The sequence below is a fragment of the Streptomyces sp. NPDC012888 genome, assembly GCF_042900645.1.
Lineage (GTDB): Bacteria > Actinomycetota > Actinomycetes > Streptomycetales > Streptomycetaceae > Streptomyces.
Genome location: NZ_JBIBBM010000003.1, coordinates 266,533 through 289,345, shown reverse-complemented (window position 1 = coordinate 289,345; position 22,813 = coordinate 266,533). Strand labels below are relative to the sequence as shown.

The 22,813-nt window shown below is 74.2% G+C and carries 19 protein-coding genes and 1 tRNA gene; 7 read left to right on the top strand and 13 right to left on the bottom strand.

The features are described 5' to 3' along the window. Positions 1 to 10: 10 nt before the first annotated feature. From ACFY61_RS06190 to ACFY61_RS06180, 3 genes are read left to right on the top strand one after another with little or no spacing between them, the layout of a single operon-like run. A complete protein-coding gene (locus ACFY61_RS06190; protein ID WP_389467597.1) occupies positions 11 to 1,675 on the top strand; it encodes a protein phosphatase 2C domain-containing protein in 1,665 nt (554 codons plus the stop codon). An 18-nt stretch (positions 1,676 to 1,693) separates the two neighbouring features. Beyond that, positions 1,694 to 3,040: a VWA domain-containing protein gene (locus tag ACFY61_RS06185; RefSeq protein WP_389467595.1), complete on the top strand. Its 1,347-nt coding sequence runs from the start codon at positions 1,694 to 1,696 to the stop codon at positions 3,038 to 3,040. A 30-nt stretch (positions 3,041 to 3,070) separates the two neighbouring features. Then, positions 3,071 to 4,048 carry an FHA domain-containing protein gene (locus tag ACFY61_RS06180; RefSeq protein WP_389467593.1) on the top strand — a complete coding sequence of 326 codons (978 nt, stop codon included), beginning with the start codon at positions 3,071 to 3,073 and terminating at the stop codon, positions 4,046 to 4,048. Between the two features lie 12 nt (positions 4,049 to 4,060). Here ACFY61_RS06180 and ACFY61_RS06175 read toward each other — a convergent pair whose 3' ends face one another. Continuing rightward, entirely contained in the window at positions 4,061 to 5,032 is a 972-nt protein-coding gene (locus tag ACFY61_RS06175; RefSeq protein WP_389467591.1) for a methyltransferase domain-containing protein, read from the bottom strand. 87 nt (positions 5,033 to 5,119) lie between these two features. On the opposite strand from ACFY61_RS06175, the gene ACFY61_RS06170 reads away from it, so the two are divergent. Further along, a complete protein-coding gene (locus tag ACFY61_RS06170; protein WP_389467588.1) occupies positions 5,120 to 5,524 on the top strand; it encodes a globin in 405 nt (134 codons plus the stop codon). Between the two features lie 17 nt (positions 5,525 to 5,541). On the opposite strand, the gene ACFY61_RS06165 is transcribed toward ACFY61_RS06170, so the two are convergent. The 8 genes from ACFY61_RS06165 to ACFY61_RS06130 form a co-directional block, all read right to left on the bottom strand. Beyond that, on the bottom strand, positions 5,542 to 6,225 hold the full coding sequence (locus ACFY61_RS06165) for a hypothetical protein (protein WP_389467587.1): 684 nt from the start codon (positions 6,223 to 6,225) through the stop codon (positions 5,542 to 5,544). Further along, the gene (locus ACFY61_RS06160) at positions 6,222 to 6,662 is read right to left on the bottom strand and encodes an acyl-CoA thioesterase (RefSeq protein ID WP_389467584.1); all 441 of its coding nucleotides are present in this window, start codon (positions 6,660 to 6,662) and stop codon (positions 6,222 to 6,224) included. The genes ACFY61_RS06165 and ACFY61_RS06160 overlap by 4 nt, the downstream gene beginning before the upstream one ends. Before the next feature lie 2 nt (positions 6,663 to 6,664). Further along, positions 6,665 to 8,329, bottom strand: coding sequence for an energy-dependent translational throttle protein EttA (gene ettA, locus ACFY61_RS06155; protein ID WP_389467581.1), 1,665 nt, complete (start codon positions 8,327 to 8,329; stop codon positions 6,665 to 6,667). A gap of 392 nt (positions 8,330 to 8,721) precedes the next feature. Further along, complete coding sequence (locus ACFY61_RS06150; RefSeq protein ID WP_389467578.1) at positions 8,722 to 10,257, bottom strand: bifunctional phosphatase PAP2/diacylglycerol kinase family protein; 1,536 nt, start codon at positions 10,255 to 10,257, stop codon at positions 8,722 to 8,724. A 100-nt stretch (positions 10,258 to 10,357) separates the two neighbouring features. Continuing rightward, positions 10,358 to 11,545: a TQXA domain-containing protein gene (locus ACFY61_RS06145; protein WP_389467575.1), complete on the bottom strand. Its 1,188-nt coding sequence runs from the start codon at positions 11,543 to 11,545 to the stop codon at positions 10,358 to 10,360. A 68-nt stretch (positions 11,546 to 11,613) separates the two neighbouring features. After that, a complete protein-coding gene (locus tag ACFY61_RS06140; protein ID WP_389467572.1) occupies positions 11,614 to 12,015 on the bottom strand; it encodes a single-stranded DNA-binding protein in 402 nt (133 codons plus the stop codon). Between the two features lie 107 nt (positions 12,016 to 12,122). Next, positions 12,123 to 13,961: a GTPase gene (locus ACFY61_RS06135; RefSeq protein ID WP_389468172.1), complete on the bottom strand. Its 1,839-nt coding sequence runs from the start codon at positions 13,959 to 13,961 to the stop codon at positions 12,123 to 12,125. Between the two features lie 5 nt (positions 13,962 to 13,966). Next, complete coding sequence (locus ACFY61_RS06130; RefSeq protein WP_389467569.1) at positions 13,967 to 15,595, bottom strand: dynamin family protein; 1,629 nt, start codon at positions 15,593 to 15,595, stop codon at positions 13,967 to 13,969. A gap of 292 nt (positions 15,596 to 15,887) precedes the next feature. On the opposite strand from ACFY61_RS06130, the gene ACFY61_RS06125 reads away from it, so the two are divergent. From ACFY61_RS06125 to ACFY61_RS06115, 3 genes are all read left to right on the top strand, one after another. Beyond that, positions 15,888 to 15,960: transfer RNA gene (locus ACFY61_RS06125), tRNA-Arg, on the top strand. A 93-nt stretch (positions 15,961 to 16,053) separates the two neighbouring features. After that, positions 16,054 to 17,037 (top strand): NADPH:quinone reductase, encoded by a 984-nt coding sequence (locus tag ACFY61_RS06120; protein ID WP_389467567.1) that lies wholly within the window; start codon positions 16,054 to 16,056, stop codon positions 17,035 to 17,037. A gap of 11 nt (positions 17,038 to 17,048) precedes the next feature. After that, positions 17,049 to 17,597, top strand: a complete 549-nt coding sequence (locus ACFY61_RS06115) for an SRPBCC family protein (protein WP_389467565.1) — start codon at positions 17,049 to 17,051, stop codon at positions 17,595 to 17,597. 172 nt (positions 17,598 to 17,769) lie between these two features. Here the strand turns inward: ACFY61_RS06115 and ACFY61_RS06110 are convergent, their stop codons facing one another. The 4 genes from ACFY61_RS06110 to ACFY61_RS06095 form a co-directional block, all read right to left on the bottom strand. After that, positions 17,770 to 18,747, bottom strand: a complete 978-nt coding sequence (locus ACFY61_RS06110; RefSeq protein ID WP_389467562.1) for a glutathione S-transferase family protein — start codon at positions 18,745 to 18,747, stop codon at positions 17,770 to 17,772. Further along, positions 18,744 to 19,331, bottom strand: a complete 588-nt coding sequence (locus ACFY61_RS06105) for a flavodoxin family protein (protein ID WP_389467561.1) — start codon at positions 19,329 to 19,331, stop codon at positions 18,744 to 18,746. The genes ACFY61_RS06110 and ACFY61_RS06105 overlap by 4 nt, the downstream gene beginning before the upstream one ends. Positions 19,332 to 19,504: 173 nt before the next feature. Then, the gene (locus ACFY61_RS06100) at positions 19,505 to 21,232 is read right to left on the bottom strand and encodes an FAD-dependent monooxygenase (protein ID WP_389467559.1); all 1,728 of its coding nucleotides are present in this window, start codon (positions 21,230 to 21,232) and stop codon (positions 19,505 to 19,507) included. After that, entirely contained in the window at positions 21,229 to 22,803 is a 1,575-nt protein-coding gene (locus ACFY61_RS06095; protein WP_389467556.1) for a class I adenylate-forming enzyme family protein, read from the bottom strand. Before ACFY61_RS06095 ends, ACFY61_RS06100 begins: the two co-directional genes overlap by 4 nt. Positions 22,804 to 22,813 lie beyond the last annotated feature (10 nt).

Here is a 22,813-nt window from a genome sequence, read left to right as displayed (position 1 = left end):
GATGGAGCGGATGCATCAGCCGTCGGGCTGCCCCAGCTGCGCGGAACCGTTGGAGGACGGTGACCGCTTCTGCGGGCTCTGCGGGTACGACCTGTCCGCCGCGCCGCCGCCGGCGCCGGACCGGCCGACCCTCGCCGTGACCCCGCCGCGCACCGAGCCGGTGGCCCCGCCCGCCCCCGTGGCACCCCCGGCGCCCGCGGCCCCGCCGCCTCCGCCGGCGCCCCCGGTACCGGCCGGGTACGGACCGGCCGGGGCGGGCTACGGGGCTCCGGCCGCGGAGCCGGGCCTCCCCGCGGCGCCGGGCTGGGGCAGCGTCTCCGGGGCGGCACCCACCCTGGTGGACGGGGCGAGCGGCTGGACCGGACAGGCCCAGACCTGGGACGGGGCCGCCCCCGCCCGGTACGACGGCCCGCCGCCGGGGGCCGGGTACGGCGCCGACGGCCCGTACCCGGCGCCCGCCGGCCACGGCGCGCCCGAGCAGCACGCCCGCGGCGGCCACGCCGAGGACTGGGGCGGCTTCGGCGGCACCCCCGCCGGGCACGACCCCTCCGCGGCGGACGGCCACCCGCAGCCCGCCCGGCCCGACCCGCACGCGCACCAGGCCCCGCACGACCGGCCCGACCCCCAGGAACAGCCGGAGCCGCACGCCGAGCCGGAGCCGTACGCGCAGCCCGCGCAGGCGGCCCAGCCGTGCCCGGCCGCGCAGCCGCAGTCCGCCGGCTCCGCGGGCTCCGCGGGCAAGGAGTGCGTGGCCTGCCGGGCCGGGCGCGTGGACACCGACGGGTACTGCGAGAACTGCGGGCACGCCCAGCCCCGCGAGCGCGACCACATGGAGGTGGAGCTCGGCAGCGTCGCCGCCGTCAGCGACCGCGGCCTGCGGCACCACCGCAACGAGGACTCCTTCGCCGTCTCCGCCACCGCCCTCCCCGACGGTTCCGCCGCCACCGTCGCCATCGTCTGCGACGGCGTGTCCTCCGCCAGCCGCCCCGACGACGCCTCGGCCGCCGCAGCGGCCGCCGCCAGTGAGGCCCTGCTGGACGCCCTCCCCCGCGGCACGCACCCCCAGGAGGCCATGCACGGGGCGATCCTGGCCGCCGCCGACGCCGTCAACGCCCTCGCCCCGGAGGTCCCCGGTGCGCAGAACGCCCCCGCCTGCACCCTGGTCGGGGCGGTCGTCAGCGGCGGACTGCTGACCATCGGCTGGGTGGGCGACAGCCGGGCGTACTGGGTGCCCGACGACCGTGCCGCGCTCCCCCACCGGCTCACCGAGGACGACTCCTGGGCCGCGCAGATGGTCGCGGCGGGCCTCATGGGCGAGGCCGAGGCCTACGCCGACGCGCGCGCCCACGCCATCACCGGCTGGCTCGGCGCCGACGCGTACGAACTGGAGCCCCACACCAAGACCTTCAAGCCCGACCACCCCGGCGTCGTCGTGGTGTGCACGGACGGGCTGTGGAACTACGCCGAGTCGGCCGGGGACATGGCCGGGGTGCTGCCGGCCGACGCCGCCCGGCGTCCGCTGCACTGCGCCCAGGTGCTGGTCGGCCACGCCCTGGACGGCGGCGGACACGACAACGTGACGGTGGCCGTCGTCCCCTTCTCCGTGCCGGCCGGCTCCCCGGCGGCGGGAGCGGGGACCGACCGAACGCCGCCGCCCGCCACCCCACAGGCCTGATCCGCAAGGAGACCGTCCGTGGCGAACTTCGCCAAGCCGAGCGTCCCGCGCTTCACCGCCGAGGTGTACCAGAACGAGTTCCTCCCCGTGGGCGGCCGGGACGTCCACGCCATCGTCACCGTCACCTCGACGGGCGGGGCCACCGCCACCCGGGCCGCGCTCGCCGGGGTGGCCGGCTCCACCGCCGTGGTCATCATGGTCGACTGCTCCGGTTCCATGGAGTACCCGCCCACCAAGATGCAGGGCGCCCGGCAGGCCACCGCCGCCGCGATCGACACCCTCCGCGACGGCACCTCGTTCGCGGTGATCGCCGGCACGCACGAGGCCAGGGAGGTCTACCCCGGGCAGGGCCGGCTCGCGGTCGCCGACGCCACCACGCGCGCCCGGGCCAAGGAGGCGCTGCACCGGCTGACCTCCGGCGGGGGAACCGCGATCGGGACGTGGCTGCGGCTGGCCGACGGCCTGCTCTCCAACACCACCGCAGCCATCCGGCACGGCATCCTGCTCACCGACGGCCGCAACGAGCACGAGGAGCCGGAGCGGCTGCGCGCCACCCTCGACGCCTGCGCCGGCCGGTTCACCTGCGACGCCCGCGGGGTGGGCACCGACTGGGAGGTCGCGGAGGTCACCGGGATCGCCGGCGCGCTGCTGGGCACCGCGGACATCGTGGCCGACCCGGCCCATCTCGCCGAGGACTTCACGCGGATGATGGAGAACGCCATGGGCAAGGAGGTGGCGGACGTCGTCCTGCGCGTGTGGACCCCGGTCGGCGCGGAGATCCTCTTCGTCAAGCAGGTCGCCCCGGCCGTCCTCGACCTGACCGGACGGCGCACCGCGGCCGGTCCGAGGGCGGGTGACTACCCGACCGGCTCGTGGGGGGACGAGTCCCGCGAGTACCACCTGTGCGTCCGCGTGCCCGCGGCCGCGGTGGGACAGGAGATGCTCGCCGCCCGGATCTCGCTGGCGCTGCCGGCGGCGGTGCCGGGGCAGGCCGGATCCGGGTCCGCCTCGGTCCTCGCCCAAGGACTGGTCCGGGCGGTGTGGACGGACGATCTCGCCGCGTCCACCGCCATCAGCCCCCAGGTGGCGCACTACACCGGGCAGGCCGAGCTGGCACAGGTCATCCAGCAGGGCCTGCAAGCCCGCAAACTGGGCGATATCGGTGGGGCCACCGCCAAGCTGGGTCGTGCGGTGCAGCTGGCGGTCACGTCGGGGAACGAGGACACTGCGAAACTGCTGGCGAAGGTGGTCGACGTCGTGGACGCAGCGGCGGGTACTGTGCGCTTGAAGGCAAAGGTCGCGGACGCGGACGAGATGACCCTCGAGACGCGTTCCACTCAGACCGTACGAGTCAAGAAGAGCTGAAGCACAGCAGAGCAGAAGGGGGACGGGGCCATGCCGACCTGCCCGAACGGGCACCAATCGGTTTCCGACGACTGGTGCGAGGTCTGCGGCCACCGCATGGCCGCCCCCACGGGCGCACCCGCGGCGCCCTCCTACGGATACGGTTTCCCCCCGGCCGGCGGCGACGCCACCGCGCAGGCCGAGCTCTGCCCTCAGTGCCGCACCCCGCGCGAGGCCATGGCTCCCTTCTGCGAGGAGTGCCGCTACAACTTCCTCACCGGCGCGGGCGGCTCGTACTCCCCGCCGCCGGTGAACCCGGTCGGACCCCCGCCCGTGAACCCGGTCAGCCCGCCGCCGCCCGCCACGGGCCCGTTCGGCCAGGACCCGTTCGACTTCCAGGGCTCGCGGCCCTCCCAGGTCAACCGGCCGGCCGAGCAGCTGTCCGGCGGGGACGACTGGATGCTCCCGCCGCCCTCGCAGCAGCAGCACCACCAGGGACCGCCGCCGGTGCACCACCAGCCCGCACCGCACCACCACCAGCAGCCCCACCACCACCAGCAGCAGCAGCAACAGCCGCAGCGGCAGCAGCAGCACCCGTCGCACGCGGGCTACCCCGCGCCGGGCGGACCCTGGACCGCCACCATCGGCCCGGACCGCTCCTACTTCATGGCGATGATGCAGCGCAGCGGCCCGGAGGCGGCCGGGCTCAACATGCCCGCCTACTCCCCGGAGCAGCACCTCCCGCTGGCCGGCGGCCAGATCACCATCGGCCGCCGCCGCGCCTCCACCGGCGAGTCCCCGGACATCGACCTGTCGGTGCCGCCGGAGGACCCGGGCGTCTCGCACCAGCACGCGGTGCTGGTGCAGCAGCCCGACGGCAACTGGGCGGTGGTGGACCAGAACTCCACCAACGGCACCACGATCAACGGCGGCGAGGAGCCGATCCAGCCGTACGTGCCGGTTCCGCTGACCGACGGCGACCGGGTGCACGTGGGCGCCTGGACCACCATCACGGTCCGCCGCGGCTGACCGGCGGCCGGCTCAGCCCTCCCCCAGGGGCCACACGTAGGGCCCCTGGGGATCGTCCAGCCAGCACCACTGCCCGGAGCCGCTGACCGTCACCCCGAACCGCTCCCGGGCCGGCCGGCCCTCGCGGCGCCACAGGTCCAGCGCCTCGCGCGGGTGCAGCGCGCCGGCGGTGAGCACCAGCATGAACTGGAAGCGCTCGTTCTCCAGCAGCTCGTAGGGCACCCCGGCGGTGGGTTCCGGGTGCGCGGCCTCCGCGCCGCGCAGCGGCACGAAGTACGCGGAGGTGTGCAGGAAGCGGCCTTCGGCGAAGTCGGCGTCGCGGACCCGCAGGGCGATCAGCCCGGTCGACAGCGGGGCCAGGATCCGGGCGCCCGGCCTGCACTGCCCCAGCCAGGCGGGCGGGATCTGCGGGAGGGCGCAGGTGACGATGATCCGGTCGAAGGGCGCGCGGGCCGCGGCGCCCCGGGCACCGTCGCCGGTGAGCACGGTCGGGTGGTAGCCGAGCCGGGCGAGGTGGGAGCGGGCCGACTCGGTGATCTCCTCGTCGAGGTCCACGGTGGTCACGTGCCCGTCGCCGAGGCGGTGGCAGAGCAGTGCCGCGTTGTATCCGGTGCCGGCGCCGATCTCCAGTACGTCGTCGCCGTCGCGGACGTCGAGGGCGTGCAGCATCTTGGCCATGAGGGAGGGCTGGCTGCTGGACGAGACGAGCTCGCCGTCGCGCAGCCGGGTGGCGAGCGGGGTGTCCGCGTACACGCCGCGCAGCCAGCGGGCGCGCCGGGCGGGGTCGGGGTCCTCGCACCACAGCCGCTCGTGCCCGGCTCCCCGGCCGGTGAAGAAGAAGGGGACGAAGAGGTGCCGCGGCACGGCCGCGAACGCATCCCGCCACGCGGGATCGGTGAGCACGCCGGCCGCGACGAGCTCCCGCACCTGCGCCGCGTGCGCGCTCTCCGGTTCGACGAGGTGCACCGCCTGGTGTGCGCCCATGCCTCCACTGTGCTGCGCGGGGCCGCCCGGGGCGAACGGGGTCGTAGGACCGGGGTCCTCCGTCCGGGTGTCTGAGACGATGGTCGGGTGAACGAGATTCCGCGGGGCACGCTTCAGGAGCAGACCTTCTACGAGCAGGTGGGCGGCGAGGAGACCTTCCGCCGCCTGGTCCGGCGTTTCTACCAGGGGGTCGCCGAGGACCCGTTGCTGCGTCCGATGTACCCGGAAGAGGACCTCGGCCCGGCCGAGGAGCGGTTCGCGCTGTTCCTGATGCAGTACTGGGGCGGGCCGACGACGTACAGCAACCACCGGGGGCACCCGCGGCTGCGGATGCGGCACGCGCCGTTCCGGGTGGACGCGGCGGCGCACGACGCGTGGCTGCGGCACATGCGGGTGGCGCTGGACGAGCTGGGGCTGGCGCCGGAGCACGAGGCGCAGCTGTGGAAGTACCTCACGTACGCGGCCGCGTCGATGATCAACACGCCCGGCTAGGCCGGCGTAAGGGGCCTCTAGAGGGGGCGGACCTGGAGGGCGCCCAGGCCGCCGCCGGGCCGGCGGGTGGCGATGGAGCCGTACGGGGTGCGCAGGCGCAGCCAGCTCCCGGCGGTGAACAGCGCCACCGGCTCGGAGGCACCGGGCCGGGCGGCCCGGTCGGGCGGGAGGAAGCCGAGGGCCTGCGAGGCGTGGACCGCGCGCAGGGGGAGCTCGGTGCCGGCCAGGGTGCGGGACCAGATCTCGCGGCCGATGCGGTCGCGTTCCGCCCGGGTGCGGCGGTCGGCGGGCAGTGCCTCGTCGCGGGCGCGGAACTCGGCGACGGCGGCCGCCACCGCGGCGCGTATGGCGTCGGCGGGGGGCAGTCCCGGCACTTCCTCCCAGCCGCCGCGGGGCGGCAGCACCCCGGCCCAGGGCGGGCCGGTGACGGCCGCGGGTACGGCGGCGGTGCCGGTGGTCTCGTCGAGGGACTCCAGGAGCTGCCCGGCGGAGACGGTGAGGTCGAGCTCGGCCGGCTCGGCGAGCCGGGCGGTGCGGATGGCCAGTACCTCGAAGGAGGGCGGGCGTCCGAACACGGCGAGCGCGCCGCCGCCCGCCTGGAGGCGGACGGCGGCGGCGCGGTCGTAGTGGAGCAGCCGGCCCAGGAAGGCGGCGAGGTCCGCCGCCTCCCTGGCGTCGGCGAAGCGGAGCTGCCCGGTCACGCGGCGGGCACCGAGCGGGCCGAGTCGTCGACGTACTCCTGGAGGAAGGAGCGCTCCTCGTCGGAGATCCGGCGGGGGCGCTGCGACTCCAGGTCGAACGGCACGACGACGGTGGACGCGCGCACGTAGACCGTGTCCGATCCTTCGGCGTCCTTGACCTCGTAGGCGATGGTCAGTGACGCCGCGCCTATCTTCGTCACCCACGACTCGATGACGACGGGCTCGTGGCGGTGCACCAGCGGCCGCTTGTAGTCGATCTCGTGGCGGGCGACGACCGAGCCGCCCTGGAAGGACTGCGAGCCGTTCCCCGGCGCCAGCCGGAACATGAAGTCGATCCGGGCTTCCTCCAGGTAGCGGAGGAAGACCACGTTGTTGACGTGCCCGAAGGCGTCCATGTCCGACCAGCGCAGGGGGCACCGGTAGATGTGACGGGTCACGCTCAGCCCCGCGTGAGCTTCTTGTAGGTGGCGCGGTGCGGACGGGTGGCGTCCGGGCCGAGCCGCTCGACCTTGTTCTTCTCGTACGACTCGAAGTTGCCCTCGAACCAGAACCACTTGGACTCGCCCTCGTACGCCAGGATGTGCGTGGCGACCCGGTCGAGGAACCAGCGGTCGTGGGAGACGACCACGGCGCAGCCGGGGAACTCGAGCAGCGCGTTCTCGAGCGAGGACAGGGTCTCGACGTCGAGGTCGTTGGTCGGCTCGTCGAGGAGCAGCAGGTTGCCGCCCTGCTTGAGGGTGAGCGCCAGGTTCAGGCGGTTGCGCTCACCACCGGAGAGGACGCCGGCCGGCTTCTGCTGGTCCGGGCCCTTGAAGCCGAACGCGGAGACGTAGGCGCGGGACGGCATCTCGACCTGGCCGACGTTGATGTAGTCCAGCTCGTCCGACACGACCGCCCAGAGGGTCTTCTTGGGGTCGATGTTGGCGCGGGTCTGGTCGACGTAGGAGATCTTGACGGTCTCGCCGACCTTGATGTCGCCGGCGTCCGGGGTCTCCAGGCCCTGGATCATCTTGAACAGCGTGGTCTTGCCGGCGCCGTTCGGGCCGATGACGCCGACGATGCCGTTGCGCGGCAGGGTGAAGGACAGGTCGTCGATGAGGACCTTGTCACCGAAGGCCTTGGAGAGGTTGTTGACCTCGACGACGATGGAGCCCAGGCGCGGGCCCGGCGGGATCTGGATCTCCTCGAAGTCCAGCTTCCGCATCTTGTCGGCCTCGGCGGCCATCTCCTCGTAGCGGGCCAGACGCGCCTTCGACTTGGCCTGGCGGCCCTTGGCGTTGGAGCGGACCCACTCCAGCTCCTCCTTGAGGCGCTTCTGGCGCTTCTCGTCCTTCTTGCCCTCGACCTTGAGGCGCTCGGACTTCTTCTGGAGGTAGGTGGAGTAGTTGCCCTCGTAGGGGATCGCGCGGCCGCGGTCGAGCTCGAGGATCCACTCGGCGACGTTGTCGAGGAAGTACCGGTCGTGGGTGATCGCCACGACGGTGCCCTTGTACTGGGCCAGGTGCTGCTCCAGCCAGTTCACGGACTCGGCGTCGAGGTGGTTGGTGGGCTCGTCGAGGAGCAGCAGGTCGGGGGCCTCCAGCAGCAGGCGGCAGAGGGCCACGCGGCGCTTCTCACCACCGGAGAGGGTGGTGACCGGCCAGTCGGCGGGCGGGCAGCCCAGCGCGTCCATGGCCTGCTCCAGCTGGGCGTCGAGGTCCCAGGCGTTGGCGTGGTCGAGGTCCTCCTGGAGCTTGCCCATCTCCTCCATCAGCTCGTCGGTGTAGTTGACCGCCATCTCCTCGGCGATCGCGTTGAACCGGTCGAGCTTGCCCTTGATCTCGGCGACGCCGTCCTGGACGTTCTCCAGGACGTTCTTGGACTCGTCGAGCTTGGGCTCCTGCATGAGGATGCCGACGGAGTAGCCGGGCGAGAGGAAGGCGTCGCCGTTGGAGGGCTGCTCGATGCCGGCCATGATCTTCAGGACGGTGGACTTGCCGGCGCCGTTCGGGCCGACGACACCGATCTTCGCTCCGGGCAGGAAGTTCAGGGTGACGTCATCGAGGATCACCTTGTCGCCGTGCGCCTTGCGCGTCTTGCGCATGGTGTAGATGAACTCAGCCAAGAGAAACCGTCCGGCAGATCGATGGATGGGCAGATACACCCCATCTTGCCAGCCGTCCACCCCAAGGCGGAAACCCGTATGGTCAGGGCGACGCCCACGGCGGGCCCTGCCGGGCCGCGGCGACGCCCTGCGGTCCGGCTTCCGGGCGGCGGTTCGAGCCCCGCCGCCGACTGGGCCCCGCGCTCGGGCGGAGCGCCGGCCGCGCGGCCGCGGCTCCGCCGGGGCCCGCTCAGACGCCGCTCGGGCTGGATGGTGCGCCCCGACTCCGCCATGCGCCCGGCGCTCCGCCCGGACCCGCTCAGACGCCGCTCGGGCTCGATCGGCCCTGCGGCCCGGCTCCGGGCGGGCAATCTGGCCCCGCCGGCGATCGAGGCGCGGGCTGCGCGGCGGGGCTAGGGGCGGGGGCGGTAGACGGTCAGGGCGGCCGGGAGTTTGTCGAGGACCAGGTCGGTCGGGGCCGTGGCGTACTCGCCGTCGTGCGCGAGGGCCGTGCCCGGCGGGATGCCGGTGATGCGCAGGGCGTCGAGCCGGGTCGCCAGGTGCGCCGGGGAGCGGGTCAGGGGGCCGGTGAAGGCGGCGGCGAGGAGCCGGGTGCCGGGGTGGCCGCCGCCGAGGACCAGCCGGACGTCGAGGTGCGGTTCGTCGAGGCTCAGGCGGCGGCGCGGCGTGGGCCCGGAGCCGTGGTAGGTGCCGTTGCCGGCGAAGAGCAGCCAGACCGGCACCGTCCGGCCGCCCAGCCGGAGCCGTACGGGGTGCTGCGCGCGCAGCACCCGCCAGGCGGCCAGCAGCGCGGCCGGGCCGGAGCCGATCCGGGGTGCCCAGCGGACCCGGTGGCGGAGCAGCTCGGGGTAGACGCCGATGCTGAACGTGTTGAGGAAGTAGCCGGACTCGGCCGAGCCCGGGCCGGAGCCCGCGCCCGGGCCGGGGGTGAAGCGGCCCACGCTGACCCGGACGGCCTGTCCTTCGGCCACGGCCCGGCAGGTGTCCTCGGGGCCGGCCAGGCCCAGGTCGGCGGCGAAGTGGTTCAGGGTGCCGCCGGGGAAGACGGCGAGCGGGATCCCGGCGCGCAGGGCCGCGGCGGCCGCGGCGTTGACGGTGCCGTCGCCGCCGCAGACCCCGAGCACGGTGGACCGGGCCGCCGCGTCGGCCATCAGCTCCGGCAGTTCGTCGCCCGCGCCACAGGTGACGACCTCGGCCCGCGGCAGGGCCGCGCGCAGCCCGTCGGCGGCCGCGGCGCTGCCGGAGTCGGTGTTGACGACCACGGTCAGGCCGGCCCCGTCGGGCAGTGCCGGTGCGGCCACGGGGTCCTCGTCGCCGGGGGTGGCCCGGGACTGCTGGGCGTCCAGGGCGAGGCGCCGTACGACCAGGCCGGCGGCCACCCCCAGGGCGGCACCCGCGAGGACGTCCGTGGGGTAGTGGACGCCGGTGTAGACGCGGGAGAACGCCACCGAGGCGGCGACCGGGGCGATCACCGCGCCCCAGGCGGGGGCGGCCGCGGTCACGCCGGTCAGGTAGGCGAACGCGGAAGCGGAGTGCCCGGAGGGGAAGGAGGTGGTCCAGGGCTGCCGGGCGGGCAGCCGGACCTGGGGTACGCCCGCGGTCAGCGGCCGGGCCCGCCGGACCGACCACTTGCCGAGGGTGTTGACGGTGGCGGAGGCCAGCGCCAGCGAGGCCGCGCCGCGCAGGGCCGCGCGGCGGGCGCCGTGCGGGCCGAGCAGGGCCAGGCCCGCGGTGATCCCGCCCCAGAGCAGCCCGTGGTCGGCGGCCCGGCTGAGCCTGGGCAGCACCCGGTCGCCGCCGGGCCAGTGCCGCCGGGCCACCGCGTCGAACACCGCCCGGTCCCAGCCGGCCACGGCGCCCGTCCAGGTGAGCGGCCCGCCGTGCCGAGCCGCCCGGACGCCTTCTCGAACCTTCCCGTTCCCTCGCATTCCGTCCCTCTACCCCGGACCCGGCCCGTGACACGGGGTGCCCGGGCGGCTCAGCCGGATGGCCAGGGGCCGCTCCTGGGCGGGGGGCGGTGCGGTGCGGCTACTCCTCTTCTTCCAGGGGTCGCTTGCGCAGCAGCAGGACGACCATGCCGCCCAGGACCACGAGGCCGACCGCCAGGGCGGCGATCACCGGTGTGGCCGCGGAGCTGCCGCTGGCCGCCAGGCGGTCGTCGGCCTCGCCGTCGTCCTCCCCGGTCACCGCGCCGGTCGCCGCGCCGGGGACGCCGATCACCGCGCCGGGCGCGCCGTGCGCCGCGAGCCGGGCCGCCGCGGGCCACACCACGCGCCCGGTCGCCGTGGTCGCGGAGTCGCTGGAGCCGGCCACGATCTGGGCCTGGGACCGGGCGCCGCTGGTCAGGACGCGGCCGACCGGGACCCTGGTGGCGCCCTGGAGGGTCACGGTGGCCGAGCCGTCGGCGGTGCCCGCGGGCACCTCGAAGTACAGCCGGGTGCCGTTGACCGCGGTGGTGACGGGCATGCCGTCGGCGCCGAGCACCCGTACGCCCATCCGGACCGCCTCGGCGTCGGGCGTGACGGTGACGTGCTGGGCCCGGGTGCGGACGGTGACCGGGCCGATCCGGGTGCCGGCCGGACCGGAGACCTCGGCCGGGTGGAGGCCGAGCGAGGCGGGCGGTTCGGGCAGCCGGAGGGCGGCCCGCTGGAGGTAGTCGGCGAGCTTCTCGGCGGCCGGGTCGGCGGCCTCCACGGTCGCCCCGTCGGCGAGCCGCCAGATCGCGACCTGGGTTCCGGCCGCGGCGCTGTCCGCGGTGAGCGCCCCGGCCCCGGCGGCCTCCGCCAGCCCGGCAAGATCATTCAATTGGGGGTACGAGTGCTCCAGCACCCAGCGGATCCGGCCCGCCTGCCCGTTGCCGTCGAGCGGGCTGCCGCTCCACGCGGTCTCGGTGTACCGCTCCTGCGGCTGGGCGAACCCGGCCAGCCCCACGCCGTAGGTCTGGAGCGTCCCGCCCCCCTCGACCCGCATCTCGTACAGGCCTGCCGGGATGTGCCGGACGGCGCCGTCGCTGCCGCGCAGCACCGCCTGGCCGTAGGTCCGCAGCCCGTCCAGCACGGCGCTCACGCCCTCCGGCGGCCGGGCCGGGGCGGGCCCGTCGGTATGTGCGGCGCGCGCGGTGCCGGGCGCGGCGGTGAGGGCGGCGGCGAGCAGCGCGACGGCCAGTGGCCGCCGTACGCCGACGGAAACGGAACATGCGGGAACGGCAATAGACACAGTCTTCCCCTTCGGGCCAGCGACCCAGGTGCCCGTGAGTACCGGGGAATCCTAGCGGTCTCGAACACCTAGACCACCGCCACCTTCTGAGCTGGCGTCAGCAGCGGGTCGGCCTTGACCACCCGGCGGAAGGCGGCGGTGCCCCGGTTGAGGTCGTGGCCGATGGCGACCGCCTCCACATCGGCCGAGAACCACTTGCGGCCCTCTCTCTCCTCGTCCCGGACGCGCAGCCGACCGTGCACCATCAGGGGTTCGCCGATCGCGACCGAGCCCGCCAGGTTGGTGGCGAGGGTGCGCCGCGCCCAGACGGTGTAGAAGCTGGTGGGGCCGTCGGTCCAGGCGTCGTTGCGGCGGTCGAGGAAGCGCGGCGTGACCGCGAAGCGGAATCTCGCTGAAGGTCCGGTCGGTGTGTCGCGGTAGTCGACCTGGGTGGCCACGTGGCCTACCAGGGTCACCAGGGTCTCGTTCAATGCCGTCATCCCCCTCGGTCGTCGGTCGTCGGCGTCGGTGCGCGCGGTCGTGTCCCGCGTGCTGCCATCGTGCGACCGAGGAGGGTCGTGCCGTCCCGCCCTGTGGACTACTGGCGGGTTGTGGACAACCTGTGCAGCCGGTGCCCCTGGGTGGCGACCGTCGCGTACTGCTCCCTGACCTCGCGGTAGCGCAGCAGTTCGGCGGCCACCGGCTCCAGGACGCGGGCCCGGCCGCAGCCTGCGGCGGCCTGGCGGAGGCGGCGTTCGGCGTCCTGCCCGTACCGGCGGGCGGGTCCGCGGGCGGCCATGGAGCAGGCCCATTCGACCAGCGGGCCGCCCACGATGCCCGCGACCATCAGCAGTACGGGCGGCAGCAGGCCGGGTTCCAGCACCCCGGCGATCTGCCCGACCAGCCAGAGCCCGCCGAAGATCTGCAGCAGCGTCATCGCGGCCTGGGCGAGCACCGCGGCGGGCCACCAGGCGGGCCGGGGCGGCTTGCCGGCGGGCACGCCGACGGTGGCGGCGAGCTCGTCCAGCGCCTCGGGCAGGTGTTCCGCACCGCGTACGGCGGTCTCCCGGACGGCCTGGGCCCAGGGTTCGGGCAGTCCGGCCGCGGCCTCGTCGGCGACGCTGCGCACGGCCTGCTCGACCCGCTGCCGGGCGGTGACCTCCTGCTCGGGCGGCGGTTCCGGCTCCGCGCCGTAGGAGCGGCCGCCGATCGCGGCCAGCGCGGCCAGTCCGCTCAGCCGGTGCGGGGCGCGCCGGTTCTCGTACCAGCGCCACAGCCGCAGCCAGGGGGTGCCGCAGGCCTTGCCGGCGTTGCGCCGCCAGGAGCGTTCGGCGGCCAGGCCGGCCGCGTAGGCGCCGACGGCCTCGGCGAGCCGGTCCTCGAACTCGGCGCGGGCGGTCTCGCTGATCTCCGGGGCGAAGGCGGCGTGGCCGTCGGCGACGTACAGGGGGCGCAGCCGGGCGGCGGCGCGGTCGACGTCGGCGGAGATGCGGCGGGTGGCGGCGCCCCGTTCCTGGGTGAACTGGCCGATCAGTTCGCGGAGCTCCCCGACGCCTTCGCCGGTGAGGGCGGAGAGGGCGAGGACGGTGGCGCCGGGCTCGCCGTGTTCGCCGAGGGCCATGCCGTCCTCGTCGAGCAGCCGGCGGAGGTCGTCGAGGACCTGGTCGGCGGCCTCGCCGGGCAGCCGGTCGATCTGGTTGAGGACGACGAAGGTGATCTCGGCGTGTCCGGCGAGGGGCCGCAGGTAGCGCTCGTGGAGTACGGCGTCGGCGTACTTCTCCGGGTCGACCACCCAGATCACCGCGTCGACGAGGGCGAGGACCCGGTCCACGTGTTCGCGGTGGGCGCCGACGGCCGAGTCGAGGTCGGGCAGGTCCACCAGGACCAGGCCCTGGAGCTGGTCGGCGTCGGCGGTCTCGCGGGGGCGGCGGCGCAGCCGTCCGGGGATCTCCAGCCGGTCCAGGAGGCCCGCGGCGCCGTCGGTCCAGCTGCAGGCGATGGGCGCGGCGGTGGTGGGGCGGCGCAGTCCGGTTTCCGAGATCTGCACTCCGGCGAGTGCGTTGAACAGCGTGGACTTGCCGCTTCCGGTGGCTCCGGCGATGGCGACGACGGTGTGGTGGGAGGAGAGTCCGCGGCGGGCGGCGGCCTCGTCGAGGACCCGGCCGGCTTCGGCGAGGGTCAGGCCGTCGAGCCGGGTCCGGGAGAGGCCGACGAGCTGGCGCAGGGCGTCGAGGCGGGTGCGCAGGGCCCGCCCCTCGGGGCTCATGGGGGCCGGCGGCGGGGTCTTCCCGCCGTCGGCGCCGGCGCCGGAGACCGCCCGTACGAGTGCGTCGTCGGCGCCGTCGTCGTCCGCGTCCAGCTCATCCGCTTCGGCGACGCGGCGCGCGATCAGCCCGTCGTCCCATCGATCGTCGGTGCGGTCGGTCAGGGCGGTCACGAAGGTCACCTCTCCTTCTGCAGTACGGACAGCGCGGCGATCAGTTCCGCCTGCGGTTCCACGCTGACCTCCAGCGCGTCGAGCGGGGCGAGCCGGCGGTCGCGCTCGGCCCGCAGGACGGCGTCGAGGTGCTCGCCGACGAGTTCGCCGCCGCGGTCGCGCAGGCGGAGGGCGGCCTGGGCCCCCATGCGTTCGGCGAGCTTCTCGCCCGCGGCCCGGGCCCGTCTGCCGCCCAGCAGGACGGCGACGAGCATGGCGGCGATGCCGTCCGGGTCGGGTGGTGGCTGGCGGTCCAGCTTGGCGACCTCCTCCTCGGCGAGTTCCTCCAGGACCCGCCGCCATCGGCGTACGGCCAGGCCGATGCGTTCGCCGGCCTCCCGGTCGGGGGCGGGCAGCGGGACGGCCCGGGCGGCGGGCTCCCGGCGCCAGGCCGCGGCGATCCGTTCGTCGGCGGCGGCGACGGCGCACTGGATGAGGGCGGTGAGGCTCTCGGCGAGCGAGTCGAGGAGCTCGTCGGCGGTGGTGTCCAGCGGGAAGCCGCGGTAGCGGGTGAGGGCGTCCCCGGCGAGCACGGCGCCCTGGTCGAGCCGGGTGCGGACCCGCTTGCCCTCCTTGCGGTACGCGTCCTCGACCGCGCCGGTGAGCCGGACGGCGGCGGCGTGCTGGGCGGCGACGGCGGAGGCCAGCTCGGGCATCCGGCTGCGGAGCGAGTCGAGCACGCCGACGGCGGTACGGCCGACCGCCTGCTGCCGGGCGGCGGGGTCCTGGGCGTGGTGGAGCAGCCAGGCGGCCAGCGGGGCGACGGCGCTGGCGGGCAGCAGTCCGCCGCCGCCGGCCGATTCCGGCAGCTCGGGCACGGTGAAGCGGGGGACGTCACCCAGTCCGGCGCGGGTGAGGAGGGCGCCGTACTGTCGGGACACCTCGGCGAGCACCTGGTGCGGGACCCGGTCGAGGACGATGATCAGGGTGGCCTTGTACTCCTTGGCGGTGCGCAGCAGGTGCCAGGGCACCGCGTCGGCGTAGCGGGAGGCGGTGGTGACCATGACCCAGACGTCGGCGGCGCAGATGAGTTCGGCGGCGAGGCTGCGGTTCTCGACCACCAGGGAGTCGATGTCGGGTGCGTCGAGCAGGGCGAGGCCGCGGGGCAGGGTGCCCACGGTCTCGATGCGCAGCTCGCGGGTGTGCGCGCCGTGGCCGCCGGGGGGCCCGCCCGCGCCGGGCCGCCGGCCGGTGCGTCCGGCGGGCCGGGCGTCGTCCTCGCCCTTGGGGGCCCAGACCCGCATCAGGTCGGGCAGTACGCGCATGCCGGCGAACCAGTGGTGGTCGTCCGGATGGCAGACGAGCACGGGCGTCCGGGTGGTGGGGCGCAGCACCCCCGCCTCACTGACCTGCCGGCCCACCAGCGAGTTGACCAGGGTGGACTTGCCGGCGCCGGTGGAGCCCCCGATGACGGCGAGGAGCGGCGCCTCCGGGGACTTCAGCCTCGGCACCAGGTAGTCGTCGAGCTGCGCGAGCAGCTCGGCTCTGGTCTGGCGGGCGCGGGGGGCACCGGGCAGGGGCAGCGGCAGACGCACGGAGGCGACCCGGTCGCGCAGGGCGGAGAGGGCATCGAGCAGCTGAGGCCGAACATCCAAGGTCACCACATGCGAAGAATGCCCAATTTGTGACAATTTTTGAAGCTTATAGACCCTGCGCGCGCCGATCGCCACTCCGATACGGCACCGGGTACAGAAGGGACGACCAGGGCACAGGCATAACGAGTGCACAACATGCGGGGCCCGGTGGCGTAAAAGCGGTGCGAGAATCGCACCTGCCTGCGATTATCGGGACCGCTTCACGGAACCTCCACATCGTGGCACGCGAGTGAAGCAACCGGGACAAGGCGAGCGGAGCCCTATCCTTGACCCGGCTCGCGGTCACCTTCCGGCCCCCGTAGCTCAGTGGATAGAGCAGGTGCCTTCTAAGCACTTGGCCGCAGGTTCGAGTCCTGCCGGGGGCACTCTTCGTTCCGTACCTGACACAGAGCGCGTCACCTGACGAAGAGCGGTGGGCGTCCTGGGGCGGGGGTGCGCCCGCGCGATACATCTGGCGCATGCGAGCTGCTTACATCGAAGAACTCGGCTCACCGGACGGCATGAAGTTCGGAGAGCTGCCCAGTCCCGTCCCCGGGCCGACCGATGTACTGGTGGACGTCATCGCCACCACGGTCAACCCGGTCGACACTTTCGTGCGCTCCGGCGTGTTCCGGACCGAGACCCCGTTCCCGTTCGTCGTCAGCCGTGACGTCGTCGGCACCGTGGTGGAGGCCGGGCCGGGGGCCCTCGGGTTCAAGCCGGGGGACCTGGTGTGGTCGAACAGTCTCGGCCACGAGGGCCGTCAGGGGGCCGCCGCCGAGCAGGCAGTCGTGCCGGTCGACCGGCTGTACCACCTGCCCGACGGGGTGGACGTGGCCGACGCCGTCGCCGTGGCCCACCCGGCCGGTACGGCGCACCTCGCGCTGTTCACCCACGGCCGCGTGCAGCCCGGCGAGACCGTGCTGATCGCCGGTGCCGGCGGGAACGTCGGCAGCGCCGCCGTGGTCATGGCGGTCGACGCCGGGGCCCGGGTGGTCGCCACCTGCAGCGCCCGGGACATCGACTACGTCCGTTCCCTCGGCGCCAGCGCCGTGTTCGCCTACGACGACCCCGACCGGGCCGCCGCCATCCGGCAGTTCGCCCCCGAGGGCGTCAACCTGCACATCGACACCTTCGGTGATCACGACCTGACCGCCGCCGTCGACGTGCTGGCCCCGCGCGGGCGGATCGTCCTGCTGGCGGGCGTGCGTTCCCGGCCCGTCCTCCCCGCGGGCCCCTTCTTCATGAAGGACGCCTCGATCCTCGGGTTCGTGATCTCGCACGCCACCACCGTCGAGCTGGCGCACGCCGCGTCGTCCATCAACCGCCTGCTCGCCGCCAAGCAGTTGCGGCCCCGCGCCATCGAGACCCTTCCGCTGAGCGAGGCCGCCGAGGCGCACCGCCGCATGGAGCGCGGCGAGCTGCACGGCAAGCGGGTCGTCCTGCGTACCGACATATCCTGAGAGGAACTTCCGTGACCAGCACTTCCTTCGACTTCGAGAGCGACGCCACCACGTTCGAGGCGCGCGCCGAGATCGTGGTCAACGCCGACCCGCAGGTCGTCTACGACACCGTCAGCGACCTGGGGCGCAGCGGCGAGTGGAGCCCCGAGTGCACCGGCGGCACCTGGATCAAGGGTGAGCCGGGCCAGGTCGGCTCGATCTTCCGCGGAGACAACGTGCGCGGCACCGACGTGGTGGCCTGGGCGCCGGTCATCCGCGGGCCGTGGACCACCGAGTCCGAGGTCATCGAGGCCGAGCCGGGCCGGCTGTTCCGCTGGGTGATCCTCAACAGCGCCGGCGAGCGCCAGGACAGCGTCTGGACCTTCTCCGTCGAGCCGACCGAGGGCGGCAGCCTGCTGGTCCACCACTACCGGCTGGGCCGGCTGACCGAGGGCCTGGCGAAGATCATCCGCGGTCTGTCCGAGGAGGACCGCCTGCGGTTCGTCTCGCAGTGGAACGCCAAGCTGGGCGACGACGTCGCGGCCACGCTGGCCCGGATCAAGACGGTCATCGAGAAGTAGGACCCTCCTTTCCGCGCGGGGCCCCGGGAGACGAAGGCGTCTCCCGGGGCCCCCGTGGTCCCCCGTGTCCCCCCGCGTCCCCCGTGTTCCGCGTGTTCCGCGGTCCGGCAGGGGAAGACCGGACGGGCCCGGCACCTTGGCAGGTGCCGGGCCCGTCTCGTCGTGCGCGCGTTCAGGCGACGCGGGTGCGGAAGGGGGTGCCGCCGAGGAGGGCGCGGTCGTGCGGGGTGAGCAGCTCGGACTCGTCCGGGCCGGCCGGGACGATCCGGGTCGGGTTGATGCCCGGGATGCCGTAGTAGTAACTCCGCTTGATCTGGGCAAAGTTGACCGTCTCGGCGAAGCCGGGGGTCTGGTAGAGGTCGCGGGTGTAGCCCCACAGCGCCGGGTAGTCCCTGATCCGGCGGACGTTGCACTTGAACAGCCCGTGGTAGACCGGGTCGAAGCGGATGAGCGTCGGCCACAGCCGCAGGTCCGCCACGGTGAGGTGGTCGCCCACCAGGTAACGCCGTCCGGACAGCCGCTCCTCGATCCGGTCGAGGCGGGCGAACAGCCGGGCGACGGCACCGTCGTAGCTCTCCTGCGAGGGCGCGAACCCGGCCTTGTAGACGCCGTCGTTGACGTCGAGGTGCAGTTCCTCGGAGACCTGCGCGATCTCCTCGCGCAGTGCCTCCGGGTACAGGTCGGGGGCGTCGTCGGCGTGCAGCGGCCGCCATTCGGTGGCGAAGTCCGTCAGCAGGCCGTCGTAGTCGTTGCTGACCAGCCCGCCGGTGCGGACGTCGACCAGTGCGGGCACGCTCACCCCGCCCGTGTAGGCGGGGTCCGCGGCCAGGTAGGCCTCGCGCAGCGCGTGGATGCCCAGGACCGGGTCGACGCCGCCGGGGCTGCCGGTCTCCTCGGAGAACACCCAGTGGAAGTCGCCGTCGATGAGCTCGCGCACCGGGTCCGTCTCGGCGAGGCTCACGGCCCGGCCGAGGCCGAGCAGCTGGCGGGCCAGCACCACGCGGTGCGCCCACGGGCAGCCCCGGTTGATGACCAGCCGGTACCGGCCGGCCTGCACCGGCCAGCCGTCGGCGGCGTCCGCGGTCACCCGGGCGGTGAAGTGCTGCTTGGCGCGGACGTGTTCACGGGTGGGGGTCTCGTCGGCCTTCACGCGGGGGCTCCCGCGGAGGCGAACACGGCGGCGACGCCGGCCACCCGGAAGCCGAGGTGGTGGGCGGTCTCGGCGTCCGCCTTGGACACCCCGTCCGCGCCGAGGTCGATGTCGGTCTGGGCGCCGGCGCCCAGGGCTATGCCCAGGCGGTTCAGGTCGGTCTCGGCCCCGGTGCTGGAGTTCCAGCCGGGCACGAGGTCCAGGTTGACCCAGTGCATGCCGTGCTGGGCGGCGAGGATCGCGAAGTACTGGAGGGTGTGCAGCTTGTCGCCGTTCTTGGCACCGGAGTTGGTGAATCCGGCGGCCACCTTGTCCTGCCAGGCGCGCTTGGCCCAGCGGCCGGAGGTGGACTCGGCGAAGACGTGGAAGGCGGAGGAGGCGCTGCCCATGTAGGTGGGCGCGCCGAACACGATGGCGTCGGCGGCGTCCAGTGCCGCCCACTGCTCCTCGGTGATGGTGTCCACCGGGACCAGCACGGCCGTGGCCCCGGCCTCGGTGACGCCCTGGCCGACGGCGTCGGCGAGGACCTTGGTGTGGCCGTAGCCGGAGTGGTAGGCGACGGCCACCGTCACGGCGCTGCCCATGGGTTCTCCTTCGTGAGAGGGGGTGCTGAGGGGTGAGTCGGAGCGGGTCGGTGCAGATGACACCGCCCGGCAGGCCCGTGGGGGCCTGCCGGGCGCGGTCGGTCGTACGGGTCGTGCGGGTCGTACGGGTCGTGCATGTCGTGCGGGTCGTGCATGTCGTGCGGGGCCGTGGATCAGGCGCGGGGGACGAGCACTTCGCGGAGCTCGCTCTCCAGCCGGTCCAGGTCCTGCTCGTGCCCGTGCGCCGCGATGTGACCGTCCGGCCGGACCAGGTAGTAGTGCGCCTGCCGGCACCCCCCGCGGCGGAGGAGCTCGTTCCGGCTGATCGGGAGCACCCGTGCCTGCGGGTACCGTCCGGCGATGTGGCGGACCTCAGCCGTCCAGGCGGCGGCTGCCGCCCGCTGGGCCGGCGGCACCACGGCGATCGTCCAGGCCATCGGGTCGGCGGCCGGGCCGGCGATCCCCTGGGCCAGGGCGATCTCCCGGGGGAAGACCGCGCCGACCCGCAGGCCGCCGCCCGGCACCTTGCGGTGCAGCGCGCAGCGCGAGCCGCGGGCGGGCAGCTGGGTCCTGCGCACCGGCTCGTAGGCGAGCCGGCGGCCGGCGAGGACGGGCGTGTAGTACCGGGTGATGGCGCCGGTGCGTTCGAAGAGGCGGAACATGGCGTCCCGCGTCTTCACCTTCAGCGGTCCGTCGGCCATCCACGCCCGGGTCTGCACGTCGGTGTCCCGGACGATGCGGCGGGTGATGTGGGCGCGTTCCGGGCCGTAGCCGAGCAGCAGCGAGGAGGGCGAGTGGCCCTTGATCACCGCGGCCAGCTTCCAGGCCAGGTTGTGGGCGTCCTGGAGGCCGTTGTTCATGCCCTGGCCGCCGGCCGGGCTGTGCACGTGCGCCGCGTCTCCCATGAGGAAGATCCGGCCGCGCTGGAAGTCGGCGGCGTGGCGGGCGTGGACCCGGAAGACGGTCTCCCAGACGGCTTCCTTCAGCCGGATGCCGCGGGGGCCGCGCTCGTCGACGAGCTTCTGCATCATCGCGAGCCCGACGCCCTGGCCGCCGGCCGGCATCACGCTGAGGAACCGGAAGACGTCGTCGGGCATGGGGACGATGACCAGGGTGCCGGACGGCGCCTGGTAGTAGAGGATCTCGTCGCCCGGGAGCTCGCCCTCGATCCTGGCGTCGACCAGCGCGAAGGCCATCTCGTAGGTGGCGCCCTCGAACCCGGTGCCCAGCTGGCCGCGGACCGAGCTGCCCGCGCCGTCGGCGCCGACGAGGAACGGCACGCGGGTCCGCTCCAGGACGCCGTCGCCGTGCTCCAGTACGACCGTCACGCCGTCGGTGGCGTCGATGTCGCCCGAGTAGTCGACGTCGTCCACGGCGAGCAGGCGGACGTCGCGCTCCACCTTTCCGCCCAGGCTGTGTAGCCGCTCGGCGAGCAGCCGCTCGGTCTCGTACTGCGGCAGGTTGCGCGCCGCGTACTCGGCCGGGATCGGGAAGGTCGCGAGCGGGCGGCGGTCCGAGAAGTAGCTGAACGCGTCCACCCGGACGGACGCCTCCCGCAGGCCGTCGCCGACGCCGAGGTCGTCGAGCAGGTCCACGGCCCGGGGCCACAGCGACAGCGCCTTGGGCACCTCCATGGGGGCGGGGGCGCGGTCGATGACGCGGACCCGGACGCCGCGGCGGAGCAGCTCGCAGGCGGCCATCATGCCCGTCGGGCCACCGCCGACGACGAGCACGTCCACGTCGGCGAGGGCCGGCTTCGGCCGGGTGTCGAGCCGGGCCCCGGCCGGACCGAGGACCCGCCCCTGCCCCCCGGCCGCCGGAGCCGCCGGGGTTGCCGGGGCACCCGGGGCCGGCTGGGGGCCCCGGGCGGCGGGCTTGCGCTTGTTGTTCTGGGCGGTCACGACGCGTTCTCCACGCTGACGCGGAGGCGGCGGGCGAGCTCGATGCGCTGGACCTTCATCGTCGCGGTGCGCGGCAGCTCGCTCAGCGGCATCTGGACGGGCTCGGCCAGCTGCGGGTAGTCCTTGACGGCCCGCCGCCAGCGGTCCGGGTCCAGCGGCACGTTGCCCTTGGTGCACACCACCGGCACCGGCTCGTTGTGGGCGCCGGGGACGACGACCAGCTCGGCGAGCTCCTCGAGGCGGCCGAGGACGGTGTCCTCGACCTCCAGGGTGGAGGTGATGCCGGGGATCACGTCGACCTCGCGGTCGAGGAGGTGCACGCAGCCGCGGGCGGTGCGGTAGCCGACGTCGCCGGTGCGCCACCAGGTGCCGTCGCACTCGTGGGCGTACCGCTCCTCCTCCTTGTAGTAGTTCACGGCGCGGCCGTCGCTCTGCACCTCGATGAAGCCGGGGCTCTCCTTCGTGGAGCGCCGGCCGTCGCGGCTGACCACGCGCAGGCGGGTCATGCCGGGGATGGTGTAGCCCAGGCAGCGGCCGTCGGCCTTGTGCACGTTCTTCTTGGTGTACCAGCGGCCGACCAGCGGGCCGCACTCGCTCTGCCCGTAGAACTGGAAGAACAGGGCCTTGTTGCGGCGGGAGGCGTGCAGGAGCTTCTGCATGGTGGGCGGGTGGATCGCGTCGAAGGTGCCGCTGAAGTACTTGACGTTCGCCAGCGGGCCGCGCGGGTCGTCGGCGAGCTCCTCCCACTCCATGAAGGAGTTCGGGTGGGTCTCCAGGAAGCCCGGGCGGTGCTTGACGAACAGGTCGGCGACCTTGTCCGGCTCACCGTCGTTCATGACGACGGTCGGCATTCCCTTGGGCAGGACCACCGCGAGCGCCATGTACATCCGCGAGTGCACGTACGAGACGTGGACCGCGTAGGTCTCGCGGGTGCGGATCAGCGAGGCGAGCTTCTCCTGCGGGCGGAGCCGGCCGCGCAGCGAGCGGGCGGTGTGGACCACCAGCTTGGGGATGCCGGTGGTGCCCGAGGTGTGGGTCATCAGGGCGGGGTGGTCGAGGTCCATCTTGACCGGGTCCCGGCGGGGGGAGCCGGCCAGGTCGGCGAGGTTGACCGTCTCTTCGCCCGCGTCGTCCACGGAGATGACCCGGGCGGCCTTCCTGGCGATGTCCAGGCCGGACAGCTCCTTGCCGAGCTTCTCCGCGTCCGTGATCAGGTTGGCCCCGTCCAGGCGCTGGAGCAGCGCGGCGACGGTGTCGCCGTCGAGGGCGGGCGACAGCAGGGCGGGCACGGCGCCTATTCGGGCGGCGGCGGAGGCCAGGATGTAGATGTCGAAGTTGTGGGCCTTGTAGAGGGCCACGTTCTCGCTCGGGCGCACGCCGGCGGCCCACAGCCGGGCGGCCATGTCGTCCACGTAGTCGGCGAGCTGGGTGACCGTGAAGCGCCGGCCGGCCTCGGGCAGGGCCTGGAGGTCGTGGTCCAGCGTGATCGGGGTGTCCGGGTGGGCAGCCGCCGCCTCCTGCGGGACCGACCCGAGGTACAGGCCGTTCCTGGGTGCCGGGATTCGGAACATCGGAAGTCTC